Here is a 19,815-nt window from a genome sequence, read left to right as displayed (position 1 = left end):
AACGCCTCAGGACGCCGGCGGTGCGAGGGGTCCGATGCGGTACAGCACCTCGGCCTCGTGTCCCTCCACGGGGAAGGAGGCGGACGGGAAGAGCACCTCGCGCGTCAGTTCCGCGCCGTGCCGGCGGGCGTAGGACCGGAAGAGCCGGTCGGACGCCAGGTTTCCCGGTGTGACGGTCGCCTCCACCCGGTCGAGTCCGTGCTCGGCCGCCACGCGGGCGGACAGAGCGTCGAGCAGGGTCCCGGCTACCCCGCTTCCGCGGTGCGAACCCTCCACGGCGACCTGCCAGACGAAGAGCGTCCCCGGCGCGTCGGGCCGCAGGTATCCGGTGACGAAGCCGACCGGCCGTCCGGAGGCGTCACGGGCGACGGCGGTCGTGTCCGCGAAGTCGCGGCACCACAGCAGGTAGCTGTACGGGGAGTTGAGGTCGAGTTCTCCCGAGCCGTGGGCGATCCGCCAGAGTTCGGCGCCGTCCGCGATCTCGGCCGGTCCGACGGCGAGGCCGCCGGCCGGGGATGTCTGGGGGGCAGTGGTCATGGGCGCCGAAGCTACCGAGCACGCCGCGGAACTTCCTGGGCCGGAGGTCTTGTTCGGTCCCGACGGGACGTGATAGATGCGTCCGTTGTCTTCGTGGAGGGATTGTCCACAAGGACGCACGGCGAAGTGGCGCGAAAGCGGGCAAAGTACCCGTTTATAACGGCTGAGTAACGGCTCCGGGTGGTTTGATGTGATCTCTCAAGAACGTGAGAACATCCGGGATTTCCCGTTTGAACGCGCCGGAAACGGGGAGCCGGGCCGGGTGTGATGCCCCCGGCCCGGCTCCGTCGCTCAGGCCCGGACTACCAGATCGCCTCGATCCACTCCGGGTGGTCGATGAACGGGTTCCGGTTGTGCTGGTAGGTGTTGTAGATGACGTCGTTGCGGCGCTCCTCGAAGGCGCTCGGCGGGTCCTGCTCGTTCCACTGCTTCAGGACCGCGAGACGCCCGTGGAAGGGGACGCTGCCGTTCGTGGAGGACTCGTTGGGCTCCAGGTCCGGCCAGCCGTCCTCGCCCTCGTAACGGACGGCCATGTACAGGATCATGCGGGCCACGTCGCCCTTGTCCGCGTCGCGCGGCTCGAAGGAGTCGCTGTCCGTGTAGCTGCCGGTCGCGCCGCTGACCGGGCTGCCGCCGTTGTCCCAGTCCTTGTTGCCTCGGGTGCTGTTGACCTGCACGTCACAGGCACGCAGGTGGTGCAGGTCGGTGCCGGGGCCGGCCGAGGTGCCGAAGTTGCCGTGGGACTGGGCCCAGGTGTGCTCGCGGTTCCAGTCGCCGACGTCGCCGCCGTTGAGGGACTTGCTGCGCGAGACGCCGCTGTAGAGCAGGATCACGTTGTTGGTGTTGTTCGGGTCCTGGTCGGTGACCTTCAGCGCGTTCCAGACCGCGTCGTACGAGATCTTGCTCTGACTGCTGATGATGGTGTGCAGCGAGGACTTGAGGCTCGTGCCGGTCTTGCCGATCGCGTTCTTGTAGTACGTGGAGTCGTACGCGGTGGTCGTGGCGCTCGCGGGAGTCGCGGTGACCGCGGGGAGCGTGATGCCGACGAGGGCGGTGGCGACGGCCGCCGACCACACCTTCCATCTGCCGATCCGCACAACGGACATGGGGGGCCCTTTCCCGGGGACGGCACGCGCGGGACTGCGGGCGCGGCTCAACGCCATCGCGGTCTACGCGTGTTGACTACGTGTCATCGGGAGGGTGGCACACGTCAGGTACCTGTCATGTAACGAGGAGGAGGCTGTTGCGTGACGTTCTCGCATATGGCGCAACCGCAGGCGCCCCCCCCGGCGGTGTCGACGGGACCTCAGGCGCCCCGGACGTCCACCGGCATCCCCTTCGGCTCCTTGATCCGCTTCATGATGATCTGCGAATTGACCTCGGTGACGCCGGCGAGGGTCGTCAGCCGCTCGATCCACAGCCGCTCGTACGCCGCCAGGTCCGCCACCGCGATCCGCAGCAGGCAGCCGGGGCTGCCGAACAGCCGGTACGCCTCGATCACGTCCGGCACGTCCTGGAGCGCCTCCTCGAAGGCCTCCACCGTCTCCCGGTCCCGCTTCACCTCCACCGAGACGAGGACCTCGAAGCCGCGGCCCACCGCCTCCGGGTCGATGATCGCCCGGTAGCCCTGGATCACCCCGTCCTGCTCCAGCTGGCGCACCCGGCGCAGACAGGGGGAGGGGCTGAGCCCGACCCGCTGGGCCAGCTCCTGGTTGCTCAGCCGGCCGTCGTTCTGGAGCTCGCGCAAGATGTGGAGATCGATTCGGTCCATGGCGCAATTATCTACCACGCTGGGAGCTGGGCGCGGGTGGATTTCGCAATCGCCTTGCGCGCCTCCTGTCCTATCGTTGCGGACGCAGGAGATATGGGTACGGAGTAAGGACGGCAGGCATGAAGCGGACGCACGACGGAGGGGCACGCCGGATCGTCGTCATCAGCACCGGCGGCACGATCGCCAGTCGCTGGCAGGGCACCGGCTACGCGGCGGACGCCTCCGGAGACGACGTCCTGGCCACCGCCCCCCTCCCCGAGGGCGTCACCGTCGAGGTCGTCGACCTGTTCAACGTGAACAGCTCGCGCATGACCGCGGCCCACCAGCTCGCCCTCCTGCGCACCGTGCACGAGACCTTCGCCGACCCCGGCGTCGACGGCATCGTCGTCACCCACGGCACGGACACCCTGGAGGAGACGGCCTTCCTCCTGGACCTGCACCACTCCGACTCCCGCCCGGTCGTCCTCACCGGCGCCCAGCGGCCCTTCGGCACCGGCGACGGCGACGGCCCCGGCAACCTCTACGACGCGCTGCAGGTCGCCGCGAGCGTCCGCGACCTCGGCGTCCTCGTCGTCTTCGACGGGCGCGTCCACGCGGCGCGCGGCACCGTGAAGACCCAGACCCTCGCCGCCGACGCCTTCTCCGACCCCTCCGCCGAGCGCCTCGGCCGCGTCGGGTTCTCCCGCGTCGACATCGAGCGCCAGCCGGAGCGCCCCGCCCCGCTGCCCCTGCCGGCCGCCGCGCGGACCGCGGACCCCGAGGCCACCGGCCCCGACGCCACCCGGCTGCCGCGGGTCGACATCGTCATGCACCACTCCGACGGCGACCCCTTCCTCCTGAACGCCGCCGTCTCCGCCGGCGCCCGCGGCATCGTCCTCGTCGCCACCGGCGCGGGCAACGCCACCCCGGAGATCGCCGCCGCCGTCGCGGACGCGGTCGCCCAGGGCGTCCTCGTCGCCGTCACCACCCGCGTCCCCGCGGGACCGCTGGCCGAGATATACACCGGCGGCGGCGCCGTCGACCTCGTCGCCGCGGGCGCCCTCCTCACCGGCACCCTCCGGGCCGGCCAGGCCCGGATCGCCCTCCTCGCCACGCTCCTCGCCGAGGGCGCCGGAGGCGCGGGCGACCCCGGCCGCAGCACCGGCCTGCTGCGCCGCCTCCTCGAAGGACCGGTCCGCGCCGAACCGGCCCTCGCCACCGGCCACTCCCGGTCCGCCTCGGCGGTCGCCGCCCGCGTCTGACGACGCCCCCGGAACCCCGGCTCGCGGGCGGCGCCTCCCCCCCCCGCCCGCCCGCGAGCCGGAATCAACCCCCTCCACCGGCGCCCCGCGCCCGCCGGGCCCGCCCGGCGGCTCCGCCGTGCCCGAAACAGGCCGCCGACGCCGCACACGCACGCGTACGGCCCGCCGAGGCCGGAACCGCCTGCCGCGTGCCCGCCGCCGAGGTCCGCACGCACACGCGTGCACTCCGGACGGGCCCTGCCGGCCCTCCACGCACACGCGTGGACGCCGGACGAGCCCTTCCAGCTCCGCCCACACCCTCCCCACCCTCCCCAAGGACGGCCCTTCATGGTTCCCGCACCGGCCCCGCACGACCTCCCCGTCCGTCGCGAGCACGATCTGCTCGGTGACCGGGACGTCCCCGCCGACGTCTACTGGGGCGTCCACACCCTGCGCGCCACCGAGAACTTCGCCATCACCGGTACGCCGATCTCGGTCTACCCGCTCCTGATCGACGCGCTCGCCGCCGTCAAGGAGGCCGCGGCCCGAGCCAACGAGGAGCTCGGCCTGCTCCCCGCCGACAAGGCCGACGCCATCGCCGGAGCCTGCCGGGAGATCCGTACGGGACACCTCCACGACCAGTTCGTCGTGGACGTCGTCCAGGGCGGCGCCGGCACCTCCACCAACATGAACGCCAACGAGGTCGTCGCCAACCGGGCCCTGGAGCTCCTCGGTCACGCCAAGGGCGAGTACACCCACCTGCACCCCAACGAGGACGTCAACCTCGGCCAGTCGACCAACGACGTCTACCCGACCGCGATCCGCATCGCGGCGATCGGCGCCGCCCGCGAGCTCCTGAAGGCCATGGCCGTCCTCCAGGACGCCTTCGCCGCCAAGGCCGTCGAGTTCCGCGAGGTCGTGAAGATGGGCCGCACCCAGCTCCAGGACGCGGTGCCCATGACGCTGGGCCAGGAGTTCTCCACGTACGCCGTGATGCTGGAGGAGGACCGCGGCCGGCTCGCCGAGGCGATCGAGCTCATCCACGAGATCAACCTGGGGGCCACCGCCATCGGCACCGGCCTCAACGCCGCCCCCGGTTACGCGGAGACCGCCCGCCGCAACCTCGCCGAGCTGACGGGCCTGCCGCTCGTGACCTCCGCCAACCTCATCGAGGCCACCCAGGACTGCGGCGCCTTCGTGCAGCTCTCCGGCGTCCTCAAGCGGATCGCGGTCAAGCTCTCCAAGACCTGCAACGACCTGCGGCTGCTCTCCTCCGGGCCGCGCGCGGGCCTCGGCGAGATCAACCTGCCGCCGGTGCAGGCCGGTTCCAGCATCATGCCCGGCAAGGTCAACCCGGTGATCCCCGAGGTCGTCAACCAGGTCGCCTTCGAGGTGATCGGCAACGACATCACCATCACCATGGCGGCCGAGGCGGGGCAGCTCCAGCTCAACGCCTTCGAGCCGGTCATCTTCCACGCCCTCTCGAAGAGCCTGCTCTCCCTGCGCGCCGCCTGCCTCACCCTCGCGGAGCGCTGCGTCGACGGCATCACCGCCAACACCGAGGCCCTCCGCGCGGCCGTGGAGAACTCCATCGGCCTCGCGACCGCGCTCAACCCGCACCTCGGCTACACGGCCGCCACCGCCATCGCCCAGGAGGCGCTCGCGACCGGCCGCGGAGTCGTCGAACTCACCGTGGAGAAGGGCCTGCTGCCCGCTCACCGCCTCGCCGAGCTCCTCACCCCCGAGCGCCTCACGGGCGCCCCGAGCGCGTCCCCGGCCTGACCCGCCCGGCCGGCTGCTCCTCCGGTACGGTGACGGTCCCGCGCCCGCCACGCCCGGAGGGGCACGCCGAGCCCGACTCCGAAGTTACCCGTCGGTTTAGCGTGACTTCCCCGACCCGCGACAGTAGAACATGTTCCCATTCGCTCACGAGTGAGGAACATCACATGAGTGAACACCCCCTGTCCGTCAAGGGAATCGACGGTGTGAGTCGTCGAAGATTCCTCGCGGGAACAGGTTCCCTCCTCGGTGCCGCCGCCCTCGTCGGACACGGCACCCCCGCCCGCGCCGAGGTCCCCGGCCTGAACTGCACCCCCATCGCCGACGGCTCCCAGGTGCGGGCCCTCGTCATCGGCACCGGCTACGGCGGCTCCGTCGCCGCCCTGCGGCTCGCCCGCGCCGGCGTCGACGTCCACATGATCGAGATGGGCATGGCCTGGGACACCCCCGGGCCCGACGGCAAGATCTTCGCCAACACCACCACGCCCGACTACCGCTCCTTCTGGCTGCGGACCCGCACCAAGCAGCCGCTGAGCCAGTTCCTCGGCTTCCCGCTCGACAAGGACGTGCCGGTGCACACCGGAATCCTCGACGCGGAGGACTTCGCCGGCATCACCGTCTACCAGGGGCGCGGTGTCGGCGGAGGCTCCCTGGTCAACGGCGGCATGGCCGTCACCCCGCTCCGGGAGCGCTTCCCGGCGATCCTCCCCACCGTCGACCCGGCCGAGATGTACTCCACGTACTACCCGCGCGCCAACGCGGGCCTGGGCGTCACCTCGGTGGACGTGAACTGGTGGGAGAACCAGGCCTGTTACCAGTACGCGCGCGTGGGCCGCAAGCACGCCGAGCGTTCCGGCTTCCCCTTCGTCTTCGTGCCCAACGTCTACGACTGGGACTACATGAAGCAGGAGGCCGCCGGGACGGTCCAGAAGTCCGCCCTGGCGGGCGAGGTCATCTACGGCAACAACGCCGGCAAGAAGAGCCTCCAGAAGACCTACCTCGCCCAGGCCGCCGCCACCGGCCGGGTGAGCGTCTCCCCGCTGCACCGGGTGACCTCCGTCAGCCCCGCGGCCGCGGGCGGCTACACCGTCGTCATCGACCAGATCGACACCACCGGCGCCACCCTCGTCACCAAGACGGTCCGCGCCGACCGGGTCTTCTTCGCCGCCGGCAGCGTCGGCACCAGCAAGCTCCTCACCCGCCTCAAGGCCACCGGCGCGCTGCCCGCCCTCAACGACGAGATCGGCAAGGGCTGGGGCGACAACGGCAACGTCATGTGCGGGCGCGCGAACCACATGTGGGACCCCACCGGGACACTCCAGTCCTCCATGCCCACCGCGGGCATCGACAACTGGGACGCCGGCGGGGCCTTCGCCGAGGTCGCCCCGCTGCCCACCGGCATCGAGACCTACGCCTCGTTCTACCTCTCCATCACCCGCACCCCGCGCCGCGCCGAGTTCACCTGGAACCCGACCACCGGCAGGGTCGACCTGAGCTGGGACCGGGCCTGGAAGCAGACGTCCATCGACATGGCCAGGTCCATCTTCGACAAGATCAACAGCAGGGAGGGCACGATCTACCGCACCGACCTCTTCGGCGCGTACAAGATCTGGGGCGACCACCTCACCTACCACCCGCTCGGCGGCGCGGTCCTGGGGCGGGCGACCGACAACTACGGCCGGCTGCACGGCTACTCCGGCCTCTACGCCATCGACGGGTCGCTGATCCCCGGCAACACCAGCGTCAACCCGTTCGTCACCATCACGGCCCTCGCCGAACGCAACATCGAAAGGATCGTCGCCGAGGACTTCTGACGGCAGACGGAAGGGCCGGTCCGGGAGCCCCGGCCGGCCCTTCCGTACGCCGTCCCTCAGTGCGTCGGCAGCACGCACACGGTGTCGAGCCCGAGCACCCGGTTGAGCCGGCCGAACGCCAGCCACGAGCCCAGGCTCATCGTCAGCTCCACGATCTCCGCCTGGCTGTACCGCGCCGTCATCCGCGCCCAGAACTCCTCGTCGAGGCCGTGGTGGTCGAGCGCGTACCGCTCCGCGTACTCGGCCGCGAGCCGCGTCCGCTCGTCGAAGGCCTCCGAGACCTCCGTCTCGCGCCACGCCGCGACGAGCTCGTCGAAGCCCTCCTCGACCTTCTCCCCGTCCCGGTCGGTACGCCAGTCGAGACAGAAGCCGCAGCCGTTGATCTGCGCGATCCGCAGCCGCGCCGCCTCGAACTCGCGCAGCCCCAGGGTCGTGTGCGCGTACACCGACAGCGAGAAGTTCGCCGCCGCCGTCCCGATCTCCGGGACCATGTCGCCCCACACGTACCCGATCGGCTCCTGGCCCTCGGGAATGTCGATGATCACCGTGGTCTCCTTCCCAGCTTCCCGACCGCCGGCCGCAGCGGCACGTCCAGCGCGTCGTACAGTCCCGGCTCCGCCGCCACCAGCCACTCGATCGCCCCGACGAGCCGTCCCACCGCCGTGGCGTTCCCGCCCGCCGACCGGTTCTCGCCCTCGTCGGTCGCCGCCACCGTCACCTCGATCCGGGGACTGCCCTCGACGATCACCCGGTGCGCGCCCGCCCCGTCCGGCGGCACCGGCCAGTCCGGCGCGCACGAGGGGTGGATGCGGGTGACGTGCTCGATCACGATGCGGGGCTCGCCGCCGACGATCCCCTGCACCTCGAAGCGGACCGCGCCCTGCGTCCCCGCCTCGAACACGCCCATCGTCCGCGTCTTGACCGTGGACTCCAGCGGGCGCCGCTCCAGCGTCTCGCGGATCTCGTCGACCTCGGCCCCGAGCGCCCGGGCCATCAGCCGTATCTGCCCGCCCCAGATCATCGTCGGCACCGAGGGCCACAGCATGGGCGGCTCGTACTCCATCGGCCGGCCCATCCCCACCAGCTCGCGGACCGACTCCTCCTGCTCGTACGTCGAGTAGTCGAAGATCTCCTGACAGCGGATCACGTCCACGGTCGCGGCGAGGCCGCTCACCAGGAGCGGCAGCACGTCGTTGCCCCAGCCCGGGTCGACGCCCGAGACGAAGAGCGAACCGCCCCCCTCCGCCACCGCCGCGAGCACCGGGTCCCGGAACTCGGGCGGCGCGTTGCGCTGGTCGTACAGCGGGTACAGGGCGGGCGTCACCACCACCGCGCCCGCCGCCACCGCCCGTGCCACGTCGGCGAGCGCCCCGTCGGGCCGGGTGTCGCCGGAGGCCGCGTACACCACCGCCCCCGGCCGCCCGTCGAGCACCGCGCCGACGTCGTCGCCGGCCGCCACCCCGAGATCGCGGCCGAGTCCCGCGAGCCGGCCCGCGTCCCGGCCCACCTTGGCCGGATCGGACACGAGCACGGCCGCGAGCTCCAGCCCCGGATGGGCGTCCACCGCGCGAATGGCCGCGCGCCCGACATTTCCGGTACCCCACACCACCGTCCGAATCATGCGCGGAGGGTAGCGCCGGGCCCCGAAGGTTCCCAGACCCGCGACGCGATGTTCTGATGGTTCGTCAGAACTGGTTCCCCGTCAGGGCAGACGCAGCGTCACGAACGGAATCGTGTCACCCGGCAGGACGTACCGCTCCAGCTCCACGAAACCGCGCGCGAGCGCGAACCGCAGCCCCTCCCCGTTCGAGGCGAGGACCACCGTCTCCACGCCCTCGTCGCTCAGCGTCCGCGCGTGCGCCAGCCCACGCTCGTACAGCGCGGTCCCGACACCCCGCCCCCGGAACCCGGGCAGCGTCCGCGCGATCACGGTCGCCGCCGGCGTCTCCTCGTCCGGCGGGCGCACCGTAGAACACCCCACCGCCACGCCCCCGAGGTACGCGACCTCCAGCCGGTTCCGGCCGGAGCGCTCCCGGACCTCCTCGGCGGAGAGCACCGCCGTCGGGATGATCGTGTTGTGCACGGCCCGCCAGTCGGCGAGCTGCTCCTCGGTCCGCGCCCGTTCGATACGAAGATCACTCATCCCCGCAGAAAAGCGTGCCGCACCTGCCCGGTCAACCTCTTTCCGGACCGCCCGGGGAGACGGGCGTTCGTCCACCGGGAGCCGTCCGTCCGGGTGAGGGCGCGTCCGCGGCGGCAGCGCGGCCCGCCGAGCGGGTACGGATCGCTGCACTGCCCCCGGCCAGGAGGATGCCGTCCCATGCCCGTCCGCAAGGGCGCCCCCGCGCTGCTGAGCGCCGGCACACTGTGCGCGGCCCTGTTGCTCAGCGGCTGCGCGAGCCCCGCCCCGCCCGCACCCGCCGCACCACCCGCACCCGCCCCCTCGTCGTCCGCGCCGCCCGCGGGGGACAGCCGCCCCGCCCCGGGCCCGCCCGGCAGAGCGGCCAACGACCTCGCCTCCGCCCCGGTCGCCGCACCCCGGATCCCCGGCATCGGCCCCGCCACCCACGGCCTCGTGCCCGACGGCACCACCCAGGTCCTCGTCGCCACCGGCGCCACCGCCGACTCCCACACGGCCACCGTCACCCTCTACGCGCGCGACCGGGCCGGCCGGTGGACCGAGACCGCGGGACCGTGGCCCGCCCACAACGCCCTGCAGGGCTGGACCGACGACCACACCGCCGGCGACCTGCGCAGCCCCATCGGGGTGTTCCGGATCGGCGACGCGGGCGGGCTGCTCCCCGACCCCGGCACCCGGCTCCCGTACGACGAGGACGAGGAGTTCGCCATCAGCGGCACCGGCCTCTCCGGCGAACCCCTCGAAGGCTCCTTCGACCATGTGATCGCCATCGACTACAACCGGGTGCCCGGCCGCAGCCCGCTCGACAGCGAGCGTCCCCTCGGCGAGGAGAAGGGCGGCGGCGTCTGGATCCACGTCGACCACGGCGGGCCGACCCAGGCCTGCATCGCCCTGGACCGGGAGGCGCTGCGCGAACTCCTGCGCGCCCTCGACCCGGCGGCGGAACCCGTCGTGGTCATGGGCCCGGCGCCGGTGCTCGCCCGCTGAAGGCGCCCGCGCGGCGCCGCTGGTCCACCCCGCGGCGCCGGGCGTCTCTCTCGCGCTGCCGGGAGCCCCCGTCGCGGCGCGGGGAGCCCGCCTCGCGGCGCCGGGGCTTCACCGCCGCCCCGGCCGCCGCCGTCACCCACCCGGGGCGTGATGAGGGCCCCGATTCCCGGCGACGCAAGAAGTCAGTTCCCGCCGCCCGAGCCGACCGCCCCCCGGAACGAGGCCGTGTGCTCACGGACCTGCTCCGGCGTCAGATACGCGTCCGTGTACTCGAAGTCCCGCAGCGTCCCCGCCTTCGAGGCCAGGAACCCGGTCCGTACGTAGTCGTCGCCGGCGACCGCGTTGAGCAGCCAGTTCGTCATCACCCGGGTCTTGGCCACATTGGTGCGCAGCGCCGCCCAGTGGTAGCCGCGGGCGACGGCCTGGGCCGGCGCCCCGTGCAGCTCCACACCGAGCGGCTTCGACACCCCGTCCATCCCGCCCAGGTCCACCACGAGCCCCAGGTCCTTGTGCGTGTACGGCTGGGTCCGCTCGCCCCGCAGTGTCGCCACCAGGTTGTCGGCGACGGTCTTGCCCTGCCGCATCGCGTGCTGCGCGGTCGGCGGGCAGATCGCCCCCTCCCCGCCCTTGGCGAGATCGGGGACCGCCGCCGCGTCGCCGAGCGCCCACACCCCGTCCAGGCCCGGCACGTCCATCTCGGCCGAGACGACGAGCCGGCCGCGGAGGGTCTCCGCGCCGAGCGTGCCGATCAGCGGGCTCGCGGCCACGCCGGCCGTCCAGATCAGCGTCCGGCTCGGCAGCACGCGCCCGTCGGTGAGCGTCACCGTCTCCTCGTCCACCGAGGCCACGGACACGCCGAGCGACACCTCGATGCCGCGCTTCGTCAGGATGTCCATGGCGGCGGACCCCAGCTTCTCGCCCAGCTCGGGCATCAGCTTGGGCGCGATGTCCACCAGATGCCATTTGATGAGGGCGGGGTCGAGCCGGGGGTACCGCTTGACCGCGTTCGACGTGAGCAGCTGGAGGCAGGCCGCCGTCTCCGTCCCGGCGTAACCGCCGCCGACCACGACGAACCTCAGCCGCGCGGCCCGCTCCTCCTCGTCGTCGCTCGCGTCCGCCAGGTCCAGCTGGGCGATGACGTGGTCGCGGATGTAGACGGCCTCCGCGAGGGTCTTCATCCCGCGCGCGTGCTCGGCGAGTCCCGGGATGTCGAAGGTGCGGGTCACACTGCCGGGCGCGAGGACGAGATGGTCGTACGGCTCCGTCACGAACTCGCCGGAGATGGTCCGCACCACGCAGACCTTCGCCGCCGTGTCGACGCCGACCACGCCGCCCGGCACGATCCGGGTCCGGTGCCGCTGGCTGCGCCGCAGCGACAGGGCGACCGACTGGGGGGTCAGCACGCCCGCGGCCACCTGGGGGAGCAGGGGCAGGTAGAGCTGGTACGAGAACGGTGAGAGGAGCGTGATCACCGCCTCCCGTGCGGCGAGGCGTCGTTCGAGCCGCCGCACGCAGCCCACTCCGGCGAAACCGGCGCCCACCACGAGAATCCTCGGTCGCGTCACGCTGTCCGCCCTTCCGTATGAGCGTCGTTTCCCCCTTTTTATCGTGATTGGTGACGTATCGCTCTTCGGGTTACGTTGCCGAAGGAGCTCTCACGGACCCCCAGGGAAGGCGGAACGGCGCGCATGACCACCTACAAGGTCGGCTATTTCATCGGCAGCCTGTCGGAGAAGTCCATCAACCGGATCCTGTCCCGTGCGCTCCTCCGCGTGGCGCCGCCGGGCCTGGACTTCCAGGAGATCCCCATCAAGGACCTCCCGCTCTACAACCACGACTTCGACGCCGACTACCCGCCCGAGGGCAAGGCGCTCAAGGAGGCCATCGCGTCCGTCGACGCGATCCTCTTCGTCACCCCCGAGTACAACCGGTCCATCCCCGGCGCGCTCAAGAACGCCATCGACTGGGCCAGCCGCCCCTGGGGCACGAACTCCTTCACCCACAAGCCGTCCGCCGTCATCGGCGCCTCGCCCGGCAAGATCGGCACGGCCGTCGCCCAGCAGAGCCTCCGGTCGGTGCTCTCCTTCTGCAACTCCCCGCAGATGAACGCCCCCGAGGCGTACATCCAGTTCACCCCGGGGCTGTTCGGCGAGGACGGCGAGGTCACCGATCCGACGACCCAGCAGTTCCTGAGCGACTTCATGATCGACTTCAAGGCCTTCGTGGAGCGCGTCCTCACCGTCCTGCCGCCCCAGCGCTGAGCGCCCGCACGCGTCAGAGGACCGCGATCCCCAGCGGCCGCGACCCCGCCGGAAGACGGCGGGCGTCGCCGGTGTCGAGGTCGACGACGGTCAGACCGTTCCAGTACCCGTCCCGGGTGAATCCGCCCGTCACATAGGCCGTGCGGCCGTCCCGGGACACGGCCACGCTCTCGTGCGGGCCCTCCAGCGGGTAGACCCGCTCGGCACCGCCGGGTGTGCGCACCGTCAGGGAGGGCCCCTCGTCCACGGCCGGGTCGATCGGCCCGGTGCCCACGGTCAGGAGCGTCCCGTCGGCGGTCACGGTCGTGCCGTGCTGATGCGTGTTCGCGGTCATCGGCTCGATCGTGGTCCGGCCCGTCCGGGGGTCGACCACCGCGAGCCGCTCGCCCTCGAAGGGCAGCAGCAGTTTCCCGTCCGAGGGACGCACGGCCGTGTAGTGCGGCTTGAGCCAGGAACCGAGCCCGCCCTCCGTGCCGTACGGGGCGACCTCGATCCGGCGGGGCTCCAGCGTCACCGCCGTGACGACCGTGACGTCGAAGGAGTCGTGGTTCGTCGCGTACACCTCGGCGCCGTCCTTCGAGACGTCCACGTCGAACGGCCGCCGGCCGATCGGGACGACGTCCGTGACCTTCAGCGACGCCGTGTCGACGACCTCCAGGGCGCCGTCCCCGCCGGGCACGTTGACCCCCACGTACACCCGCCGCCCGTCGGGCGCGAGCGCGATCCCCATGCCGCCGCCCCGGTATTCGCCCGTCGTCACCGGCCCGGTGTCCGTGCGGTACGGAATCAGCGCGAGGCGCTCGCGGCTCGCCGTGTCCACGACCGCCACGCCCTCGGCGGTCGCCACCCAGGCCCGGCCGTCCGCGCCGACGGCCAGACCGTACGGCGCTGTGCCGGCCTGCACGGAACCGGTGGCGCCCCGCGCGGGGTCGACGAAGGTGACCGTGTCGGAGCCGAAGTCCGTGACGAGCAGGGTGCCCGGGGCGACCGTGCCGTCCGGGTTCGGCGGCACGGTGACGGGGGAGCCGGGGGTGGGCGATCCGGCCGTGGGGGAGGTCCCGGCGGGCATCCCCGAACGGCGCGCGGAGGCCGCGCCCCCGGAGCCCTGCGCGCAGCCGGCGAGGAGCACCACGGCCACCGCGCCGGGCAGGAGCACCCGGGCGGCACGGGACGGACGGCGGAACTTCGGCATGACGGACTCCTCGGTACGGCGGCCGCGCGGACGGCCCCGCCGGGGTCCGCGCCCTGCCCCCGATCCTCCGTCCGCGTCCCCGCCCGCCCGGTCCGCCGCCCGGCCCGTCCCGGACGGCGGAACGGTCGACGCCCGGGTCCACCGATCGGTTGACCCCTCGGGGCTCAGCGCTTGAGACCGTCCAGGAAGCCCAGCACCCGCTCGGCGCACAGCGCGGCCGCCTCCGGCGCGTAGTCCGGCGTACCCGGCTCGGCGAACAGGTGGGCCGTCCCCGGGTACAGGAACAGCTCCCGGTCGACGGCGCCCGCGACGAGCTCGCGCGCAGCCGTCAGGTCCCCTTCGTCGACGAAGTACGGGTCGGCGTCCATGCCGTGCACCTGTACGGGCACGCCCTCCGGCCAGGCCGGGCCGAAGGCGGTCTCCGGCACGCAGGCGCTCAGCAGCAGGGCGCCCGCGGCGCCGGGGCGCGTCTGCGCCAGCTTCTGGGCCGGCACCACGCCGAGCGAGAACCCGACGTACACGATGTCCCCCGGAAGTCCCTCGGCCGCCTTCTCGCCCCGGGCGCCGATGGTGTCGAAGCCGACCTCCTGGGCGTACCCGACGCCGGCCTCCAGGTCGTCGAACGTACGCCCCTCGTACAAGTCGGGCACGTGCACCGTGTGCCCCGCCCGCCGCAGCCTGTCGGCGAACGCGCCGACGCCCTCGGTCAGCCCGAGCGCATGGTGGAAGAGCAGTACCTCGGCCATGTCGTCATCCCCTGGGTCACCGTACGAGGCCCACCCGCGTCGCGGCTCGGGCCACTTCGGAAGGCAGCATGACGCACGCCACTGACAACGGCGCGGAGGAACAGGTCAGAGCATCGGCCGGTGCGGGACGACGGCGCCCGCCTGTCCCACCATGCCCGCGGGCCCGCCGACGCCCATGGGACCGACGGCGCCCATCGGACCGGTGGCGCCCATCGGACCGGTGGCGCCCATCGGACCCGGGGCGCCCATCGGAGCGCCCGGACCGGCGTGCGCGACGGCGGCCTGCTGCGCCGCGGGGATCCCCTGCGGAGGCATCTGGATCACGCGGCTCAGGTCCCGCAGAACCTCCTCGGCGACCTGGCGGACGTCACCGGGAACGTCCCCCCGCTCCCGTATGAGCTCGGCATAGATCGGTGCCGTGCCGTCCGCGTGGTTCATGGGGCTCGCTTCCTGTGACTGCGCCGGATCCGTCACCGACGGGCAGACGGCGAGTCTACGGGGCACCGCCGACACGCCCGGGATCGGGAGCCCGGTCGGCACCCCGCGCGCGTGCCCGCACCGGGAAATTCGCTGTTCCCCGCGGGTTTCCCGCCCGATGATGGATCATCGAACAAACGGGAGGGACCCCATGAGCCAGGACACCCTGACTCTCCATGACCTGATGCCGTCCGACGAGCTCGCCACCGCACTCGCCGACGGACACGTCACACGCAAGCAGCACCCCGAGCTGCCGCTGTCGATCTACACGTACACGCGCGCGTGCCAGTACGCCCAGCACTGGAACCGGGCCACCACCCGGTGCCGGGGGCTCGTCGCCGACGACAGCACCGGGCGGATCGTCGCGCTGCCCCTCCCCAAGTTCTTCAACCTCTCCGAGCACGCCGGCGGACGCCCCTACGCGCCCCCGCTGCCCGACGAGCCCTTCGAGGTCTACGACAAGGTCGACGGCAGCCTCGCCGTCGTCTTCCACTACGCCGACCGCTGGCACGTCGCCTCCAAGGGCTCCTTCACCAGCTCCCAGGCAGCCTGGGCGCAGCGCCGCCTCGACGCCGCCGACACCACCGGTCTGACCCCCGGCGTCACGTACCTCGCCGAGATGCTCTACCCCGGCAACCGGATCGTCGTGAACTACGGCGAGCGCCGCGACCTCGTGCTGCTCGCCGCCTTCCGCCCGGACGGCACCGAACTGCCCCTGGCCGAGGCAGCCGAGGGGTGGGAGCCCCTCGGCTCCGTCGTCCGCACCTGGCCCGCCATGGGCGTCGCCGAGCTCGTCGCCCTGACCGAGTCCAACACCCTCCCCGGCGGCCGCCGCGCCACCGGCACCGACGCCGAGGGCTTCGTCCTGCGCTTCGCCTCCGGCCTGCGCGCCAAGGCCAAGCTCAGCGAGTACGTGCGTCTGCACAAGGTGCTCACCGGCGTCACGGAGCGGGACATCTGGCGCAGCCACGGCATCCAGCGCTTCGCCGGCCTCCCGGCCGGCGAACTGGCCAAGGGCCTCGGCTGCGCGATCACCGACGTGGAGGCGTCCGGCGGGAAGCCCCTCGACGCCCTCCTCGACCAGGTCCCGGACGAGTTCGACGCCTGGGTCCGCCACGTGATCAGCGGGCTCGAAACGGCCGCGGCCGACCGCGAGCGGGCCGTCGACGAGGCCTACGCCCGCTTCGCCCACCTCACCGACGACCGGGCGGCCTTCGCCCGCGCCACCGCCGGCCTGCATGACCCCGCCCTGCGCGCCCTGCTCTTCCTGCGCCTCGACGGGCGCTCCACCGACCTCCTCGTCTGGCGTCAGCTGCGCCCCGAGGCCACCGATCCCTTCGCCCACGACGAGGAGAACTGACCGTGCCTGTCGTCCACCTCATGACCGGCCTCCCGGCCTCCGGGAAGACGACCGCCGCCCGCGCCCTCCAGGCCGCCGCCGAGGGGAGGATGCGCCGCGTCAACCTCGACGACCTCCGCGCCATGCTCGACCTCCCCGCGCCGGAGCGCGGCCGCTCCCACACGCACGAGCAGACCGTGCTCGGCATCCAGGACGCCGCGGTCCGCGCCGCCGTCGACGACGGCTTCGACGTCGTCGTCGACAACACGCATCTGACCCCGCACGTCCCCAAGCGGCTCAAGGCGGCCGTCGCCGGCCTGGCGACCTTCGTGGTCCACGACTTCACCGACGTGCCCGTCGACGAGTGCGTCCGCCGCGACGCCGCCCGCGACCGGCCCGTCGGCGAGGAGATCATCCGCATCCTCGCCGAGAAGCACGCCAAGGCCACCAGGGGCGGCTGGCGCCTCACCGCGGACTGGCTCAACGACCGCCCCACCGTCGGCGAGCCCTACGTCCCCGACCCGGCCCTGCCCACCGCCGTCATGTGCGACATCGACGGCACCCTCGCGCTGCGCGTGGACCGTGGCCCGTACGACTTCAGCCGCTGCGACCGCGACCTGATCAACCCCTCCGTACGCGACGCCCTGCGGGCCTTCCGGCACAGCGAGCGGGACCGGATCGTGCTGCTCTCCGGGCGCAGCGAGGACCACCGCGCCCTCACCGAGAGCTGGCTCGCCCGCCACGAGGTGCCCTACGACGAGCTGTGGATGCGCGCCTCCGGCGACGGACGCGGCGACGACCTCGTGAAGGCGGAGCTCTTCGACGCCCATGTGCGCCACCGGTACGCGGTCCGGGTCTCCCTCGACGACCGCGACCGGGTCGTCGCGCTCTGGCGCCGCATGGGCCTGCCCACCTGGCAGGTCAACTACGGCGCCTTCTGACGCGCCGCGCGCCGGCCGGCGGCGGGGGCGGGACCGCCCACCCCCGCCGCCGTGTCAGGATCGTGGGATGGGTGAAAAGATCATCGCGGCGTGCGACGGCGCGTCGAAGGGAAACCCCGGCCCCGCGGCCTGGGCATGGGTCATCGGCCGCGCCGACGGAGCGATCGACCGCTGGGAGGCGGGCCCCCTCGGCCGGGCGACCAACAACGTGGCCGAACTCACGGCCCTGGAGCGCCTCCTGGAGGCCCTCGACCCCGCCGTGCCCGCCGAGGTCCGCATGGACTCGCAGTACGCCATGAAGGCCGTCACGACCTGGCTCCCCGGCTGGCGCCGCAAGGGCTGGAAGACAGCCGCCGGCACCCCGGTCGCCAACAAGGACCTGGTCGTGCGGATCGACGAGCTGCTCACCGGCCGGGACGTCGACTTCGTGTACGTCCCCGCGCACCAGGTCGACGGCGACCCGCTCAACGACGCCGCCGACCGGGCGGCCAGCCACTCCGCCCGTACGCAGGAGCCCCTTGCCTCCGACGCGGGGGCCGAACTGCCCCCGGCCGAGCCCGCTTCGCGCGCCTCCACGCCCCGGGCACGCTCCTCTGCGCCCCGTACGGGCTCCGCGAGCGCGGGACGCGGATCCGCCCGCAGGAGTCGCCCGTCCGGCGGCACCCTGAACGCGAAATTCCCCGGCCGCTGCCGCTGCGGTCGTGCCTACGACAAGGGCGAGACCATCGCGAAGAACTCCGACGGCTGGGGCCACCCCACCTGCGTCTGAACCCCGGGGCCGTCCGACTGGCGGGCGGCCGCGTCCGGCCCGTGAGACCGTCCGGGCCGGGCGCACGGCAGGCTTCACCCTCGCGTGGACGCAGGTTCTCCCGGGGTTCTGTTCTCGGAGCGGTTGTGGCTGCATACTGATCCTCCTCGCACCCGGTGGCGAACCGTTTTACCTGCTCATTTGTCGTTCTCACGACACCTTCGGCACCGGACGAGAACCCCCTCCTGCTGCCGCCGCGGCCACCCCGCGGCGGGAGTCGTCCCTGCCCGTGAAAGACCCGAGGTTCCGTGCCAGTACCTGTTCTCCTGACCGGGCGCTCCGTGCGCCTGGAGCCGCTGGCGATGCGGCACGCCGAAGCCCTCGCCCGGGCCGGCGGGGCGGACCGATCGGCCTACGCCTTCACCCCCGTACCCGACGGCCTCGAATCGGCCCTCGACTACATCGCCCGCGCCCTCGCCGATCAGGCGGCAGGCCGTTGCCTGCCCTTCGCCCTGGTCAGTACGGCCGACGAGCGAGTCATCGGCTCGACCCGCTTCCTCGAACTCGACTACTGGCGGGGCCCGCTGGTCTGGCCGCCCGTCCCCGGCATGCCGCACGGCGATCCGCTGACCGCCGTCCCGGACGCAGCCGAGATCGGGAACACCTGGATCGCCGGCGACGCCCGGGGCACCGGCATCAACACCGAGGCCAAGTACCTCATGCTCCGGCACGCCTTCGAGGTCTGGGGCGTCCGCCGCATCACCATGCGCGCCGACGCCCGCAACACCCGCTCCAGAATCGCCATCGAGCGCCTCGGAGCGACCTGCGAGGGCATCCGGCGCGCCCACTCCCGAGGCCTCGACGGCGCCGTCCGGGACACGGCCTTCTACTCGATCCTCGACGAGGAATGGCCCACCGTCCGGGACATCATCGAGCTGCGCCTCTCCACCCCACGGCAGGTGCGCATCCCGCAGGACCTGCTGCCGGCCTGACCGACCGGGCACAGCCCCGCTCCGTCGACCGGAGCGGGGCTGCGCCCTTCGGCGACTCATGGTTACCTCGTGAGCACACCCTGTGAAGAGCGAGGTACGCGCGATGCGCACGAACCCGAACATCCGCCGCAGCACCGGCGCCACCGCCCTCACCCTCCTGACGGCCCTCCTCACCGCCGCCCCGGCCGCCGCCGCGCCCGGCGACATCGACACCGGCACCGCCCTCGTGGACGACTTCGACATCAGCCGGACCGACACGTTCACGGCGCCCCTCGAAGGCTGCCTCCCCGCGGACCTGCTCGGCACCGCCACCGTCACCGAACGCTCCGTCGGCCGATTCGTGCGGACCCCGGGCGCCATGGTGCTCAAGGGCACCAACTTCTTCGACTTCCGCATGACGTTCGCCGACGGCCGGTACGTCACCAGCGGCGTCGACGAGGAACGGATCAAGGCCGTCTTCACCGACCCCGGCCGCACCACGGTCGCCAAGATCGAATCCCGTGACGAGCGCACCATCCACGCCCCCGACGGCACCCCGATCGGCACCCTCTCCATCCAGGAGACCTACGACGTCGTCTTCACCGACGCCAACGGCAACGGCGAGCCCGACCCTGGCGAGATCACCACGGAACACCATCGCTTCACCCTCACCTGCGGCTGACCGGCGCTCGCGTCCCCGTCCCACCGGTGGTTCCATGGAGGTGACGGGAAGGACTCGGTGTGAGGACGCGGAGTAGCGGCCGTCACCGGACCGCGCACCGTGCAATCAGGATCCGCGAGAAGCGGATGAGTCCTTCCCGCCCCTCCACCCCGTTTCCGGAGGGTGCGACGCGTCCCGGTACGGTGGCCGGGACACAGTGTCGTGCCACCC

General features: G+C 72.6%; 20 protein-coding genes. 10 read left to right on the top strand and 10 right to left on the bottom strand.

Annotated features, from left to right (window positions below; all coding sequences use genetic code 11):
• Positions 1–6: 6 nt before the first annotated feature.
• From ectA to ABT041_RS10695, 3 genes are all read right to left on the bottom strand, one after another.
• Positions 7–537 (bottom strand): diaminobutyrate acetyltransferase, encoded by a 531-nt coding sequence (gene ectA, locus ABT041_RS10705; protein WP_351182348.1) that lies wholly within the window; start codon positions 535–537, stop codon positions 7–9.
• Between the two features lie 302 nt (positions 538–839).
• The gene (locus tag ABT041_RS10700) at positions 840–1,643 is read right to left on the bottom strand and encodes an endonuclease I family protein (protein ID WP_351182345.1); all 804 of its coding nucleotides are present in this window, start codon (positions 1,641–1,643) and stop codon (positions 840–842) included.
• 200 nt (positions 1,644–1,843) lie between these two features.
• Entirely contained in the window at positions 1,844–2,308 is a 465-nt protein-coding gene (locus ABT041_RS10695) for an Lrp/AsnC family transcriptional regulator (protein ID WP_030689075.1), read from the bottom strand.
• A 119-nt stretch (positions 2,309–2,427) separates the two neighbouring features.
• Here ABT041_RS10695 and ABT041_RS10690 point away from each other — a divergent pair, with 119 nt between their 5' ends.
• From ABT041_RS10690 to ABT041_RS10680, 3 genes are all read left to right on the top strand, one after another.
• Complete coding sequence (locus ABT041_RS10690; RefSeq protein ID WP_351182341.1) at positions 2,428–3,549, top strand: asparaginase; 1,122 nt, start codon at positions 2,428–2,430, stop codon at positions 3,547–3,549.
• 327 nt (positions 3,550–3,876) lie between these two features.
• Positions 3,877–5,310 (top strand): aspartate ammonia-lyase, encoded by a 1,434-nt coding sequence (locus ABT041_RS10685; protein WP_351182338.1) that lies wholly within the window; start codon positions 3,877–3,879, stop codon positions 5,308–5,310.
• A 164-nt stretch (positions 5,311–5,474) separates the two neighbouring features.
• Positions 5,475–7,121 (top strand): GMC oxidoreductase, encoded by a 1,647-nt coding sequence (locus ABT041_RS10680; RefSeq protein WP_351182335.1) that lies wholly within the window; start codon positions 5,475–5,477, stop codon positions 7,119–7,121.
• A gap of 56 nt (positions 7,122–7,177) precedes the next feature.
• Here ABT041_RS10680 and ABT041_RS10675 read toward each other — a convergent pair whose 3' ends face one another.
• The 3 genes from ABT041_RS10675 to ABT041_RS10665 form a co-directional block, all read right to left on the bottom strand.
• A complete protein-coding gene (locus tag ABT041_RS10675; RefSeq protein WP_351182333.1) occupies positions 7,178–7,666 on the bottom strand; it encodes a carboxymuconolactone decarboxylase family protein in 489 nt (162 codons plus the stop codon).
• Positions 7,663–8,742 carry an NAD(P)H-dependent amine dehydrogenase family protein gene (locus tag ABT041_RS10670; protein ID WP_351182330.1) on the bottom strand — a complete coding sequence of 360 codons (1,080 nt, stop codon included), beginning with the start codon at positions 8,740–8,742 and terminating at the stop codon, positions 7,663–7,665. The genes ABT041_RS10675 and ABT041_RS10670 overlap by 4 nt, the downstream gene beginning before the upstream one ends.
• 81 nt (positions 8,743–8,823) lie before the next feature.
• Positions 8,824–9,264 (bottom strand): GNAT family N-acetyltransferase, encoded by a 441-nt coding sequence (locus ABT041_RS10665; RefSeq protein ID WP_351182327.1) that lies wholly within the window; start codon positions 9,262–9,264, stop codon positions 8,824–8,826.
• Between the two features lie 177 nt (positions 9,265–9,441).
• On the opposite strand from ABT041_RS10665, the gene ABT041_RS10660 reads away from it, so the two are divergent.
• Positions 9,442–10,248, top strand: a complete 807-nt coding sequence (locus ABT041_RS10660; protein WP_351182324.1) for a hypothetical protein — start codon at positions 9,442–9,444, stop codon at positions 10,246–10,248.
• Between the two features lie 182 nt (positions 10,249–10,430).
• Here ABT041_RS10660 and ABT041_RS10655 read toward each other — a convergent pair whose 3' ends face one another.
• On the bottom strand, positions 10,431–11,813 hold the full coding sequence (locus ABT041_RS10655; RefSeq protein ID WP_351182321.1) for an NAD(P)/FAD-dependent oxidoreductase: 1,383 nt from the start codon (positions 11,811–11,813) through the stop codon (positions 10,431–10,433).
• Between the two features lie 123 nt (positions 11,814–11,936).
• Here ABT041_RS10655 and ABT041_RS10650 point away from each other — a divergent pair, with 123 nt between their 5' ends.
• A complete protein-coding gene (locus ABT041_RS10650; protein ID WP_351182318.1) occupies positions 11,937–12,509 on the top strand; it encodes an NADPH-dependent FMN reductase in 573 nt (190 codons plus the stop codon).
• 13 nt (positions 12,510–12,522) lie between these two features.
• Here the strand turns inward: ABT041_RS10650 and ABT041_RS10645 are convergent, their stop codons facing one another.
• The 3 genes from ABT041_RS10645 to ABT041_RS10635 form a co-directional block, all read right to left on the bottom strand.
• Entirely contained in the window at positions 12,523–13,701 is a 1,179-nt protein-coding gene (locus ABT041_RS10645) for a YncE family protein (protein WP_351182315.1), read from the bottom strand.
• A 164-nt stretch (positions 13,702–13,865) separates the two neighbouring features.
• Positions 13,866–14,447 (bottom strand): dienelactone hydrolase family protein, encoded by a 582-nt coding sequence (locus tag ABT041_RS10640; RefSeq protein WP_351182312.1) that lies wholly within the window; start codon positions 14,445–14,447, stop codon positions 13,866–13,868.
• A 105-nt stretch (positions 14,448–14,552) separates the two neighbouring features.
• Positions 14,553–14,885: a hypothetical protein gene (locus ABT041_RS10635; protein WP_351182309.1), complete on the bottom strand. Its 333-nt coding sequence runs from the start codon at positions 14,883–14,885 to the stop codon at positions 14,553–14,555.
• A 190-nt stretch (positions 14,886–15,075) separates the two neighbouring features.
• On the opposite strand from ABT041_RS10635, the gene ABT041_RS10630 reads away from it, so the two are divergent.
• The 5 genes from ABT041_RS10630 (at position 15,076) to ABT041_RS10610 (ending at position 19,605) form a co-directional block, all read left to right on the top strand.
• Complete coding sequence (locus ABT041_RS10630) at positions 15,076–16,284, top strand: RNA ligase (protein ID WP_351182306.1); 1,209 nt, start codon at positions 15,076–15,078, stop codon at positions 16,282–16,284.
• A gap of 2 nt (positions 16,285–16,286) precedes the next feature.
• Positions 16,287–17,204 (top strand): phosphatase domain-containing protein, encoded by a 918-nt coding sequence (locus ABT041_RS10625; RefSeq protein ID WP_351182303.1) that lies wholly within the window; start codon positions 16,287–16,289, stop codon positions 17,202–17,204.
• Between the two features lie 67 nt (positions 17,205–17,271).
• Complete coding sequence (locus ABT041_RS10620) at positions 17,272–17,973, top strand: ribonuclease H family protein (RefSeq protein WP_351182300.1); 702 nt, start codon at positions 17,272–17,274, stop codon at positions 17,971–17,973.
• A 287-nt stretch (positions 17,974–18,260) separates the two neighbouring features.
• Positions 18,261–18,944, top strand: a complete 684-nt coding sequence (locus ABT041_RS10615) for a GNAT family N-acetyltransferase (protein ID WP_351182297.1) — start codon at positions 18,261–18,263, stop codon at positions 18,942–18,944.
• Positions 18,945–19,047: 103 nt separating this feature from the next.
• Positions 19,048–19,605 carry a hypothetical protein gene (locus ABT041_RS10610; protein WP_351182294.1) on the top strand — a complete coding sequence of 186 codons (558 nt, stop codon included), beginning with the start codon at positions 19,048–19,050 and terminating at the stop codon, positions 19,603–19,605.
• Positions 19,606–19,815 lie beyond the last annotated feature (210 nt).

This window comes from Streptomyces sp. NPDC002825 (genome assembly GCF_040295385.1).
In the GTDB taxonomy this organism is placed as follows: domain Bacteria; phylum Actinomycetota; class Actinomycetes; order Streptomycetales; family Streptomycetaceae; genus Streptomyces.
Note: the sequence above shows the minus strand (reverse complement) of the source record. Positions and strands in the feature narration are given on the sequence as shown.

Excerpts from the sequence above, each read along its gene's own strand:
- ABT041_RS10650 (WP_351182318.1), top strand. The coding sequence starts at position 11,937 with ATGACCACCTACAAGGTCGGCTATTTCATCGGCAGCCTGTCGGAGAAG.
- ABT041_RS10695 (WP_030689075.1), bottom strand. The coding sequence starts at position 2,308 with ATGGACCGAATCGATCTCCACATCTTGCGCGAGCTCCAGAACGACGGC.
- ABT041_RS10670 (WP_351182330.1), bottom strand. The coding sequence starts at position 8,742 with ATGATTCGGACGGTGGTGTGGGGTACCGGAAATGTCGGGCGCGCGGCC.
- ABT041_RS10680 (WP_351182335.1), top strand. The coding sequence starts at position 5,475 with ATGAGTGAACACCCCCTGTCCGTCAAGGGAATCGACGGTGTGAGTCGT.
- ABT041_RS10640 (WP_351182312.1), bottom strand. The coding sequence starts at position 14,447 with ATGGCCGAGGTACTGCTCTTCCACCATGCGCTCGGGCTGACCGAGGGC.
- ABT041_RS10635 (WP_351182309.1), bottom strand. The coding sequence starts at position 14,885 with ATGAACCACGCGGACGGCACGGCACCGATCTATGCCGAGCTCATACGG.
- ABT041_RS10620 (WP_351182300.1), top strand. The coding sequence starts at position 17,272 with ATGGGTGAAAAGATCATCGCGGCGTGCGACGGCGCGTCGAAGGGAAAC.
- ABT041_RS10660 (WP_351182324.1), top strand. The coding sequence starts at position 9,442 with ATGCCCGTCCGCAAGGGCGCCCCCGCGCTGCTGAGCGCCGGCACACTG.
- ABT041_RS10685 (WP_351182338.1), top strand. The coding sequence starts at position 3,877 with ATGGTTCCCGCACCGGCCCCGCACGACCTCCCCGTCCGTCGCGAGCAC.
- ABT041_RS10610 (WP_351182294.1), top strand. The coding sequence starts at position 19,048 with ATGCGCACGAACCCGAACATCCGCCGCAGCACCGGCGCCACCGCCCTC.
- ectA (WP_351182348.1), bottom strand. The coding sequence starts at position 537 with ATGACCACTGCCCCCCAGACATCCCCGGCCGGCGGCCTCGCCGTCGGA.
- ABT041_RS10645 (WP_351182315.1), bottom strand. The coding sequence starts at position 13,701 with ATGCCGAAGTTCCGCCGTCCGTCCCGTGCCGCCCGGGTGCTCCTGCCC.
- ABT041_RS10630 (WP_351182306.1), top strand. The coding sequence starts at position 15,076 with ATGAGCCAGGACACCCTGACTCTCCATGACCTGATGCCGTCCGACGAG.
- ABT041_RS10665 (WP_351182327.1), bottom strand. The coding sequence starts at position 9,264 with ATGAGTGATCTTCGTATCGAACGGGCGCGGACCGAGGAGCAGCTCGCC.
- ABT041_RS10700 (WP_351182345.1), bottom strand. The coding sequence starts at position 1,643 with ATGTCCGTTGTGCGGATCGGCAGATGGAAGGTGTGGTCGGCGGCCGTC.
- ABT041_RS10690 (WP_351182341.1), top strand. The coding sequence starts at position 2,428 with ATGAAGCGGACGCACGACGGAGGGGCACGCCGGATCGTCGTCATCAGC.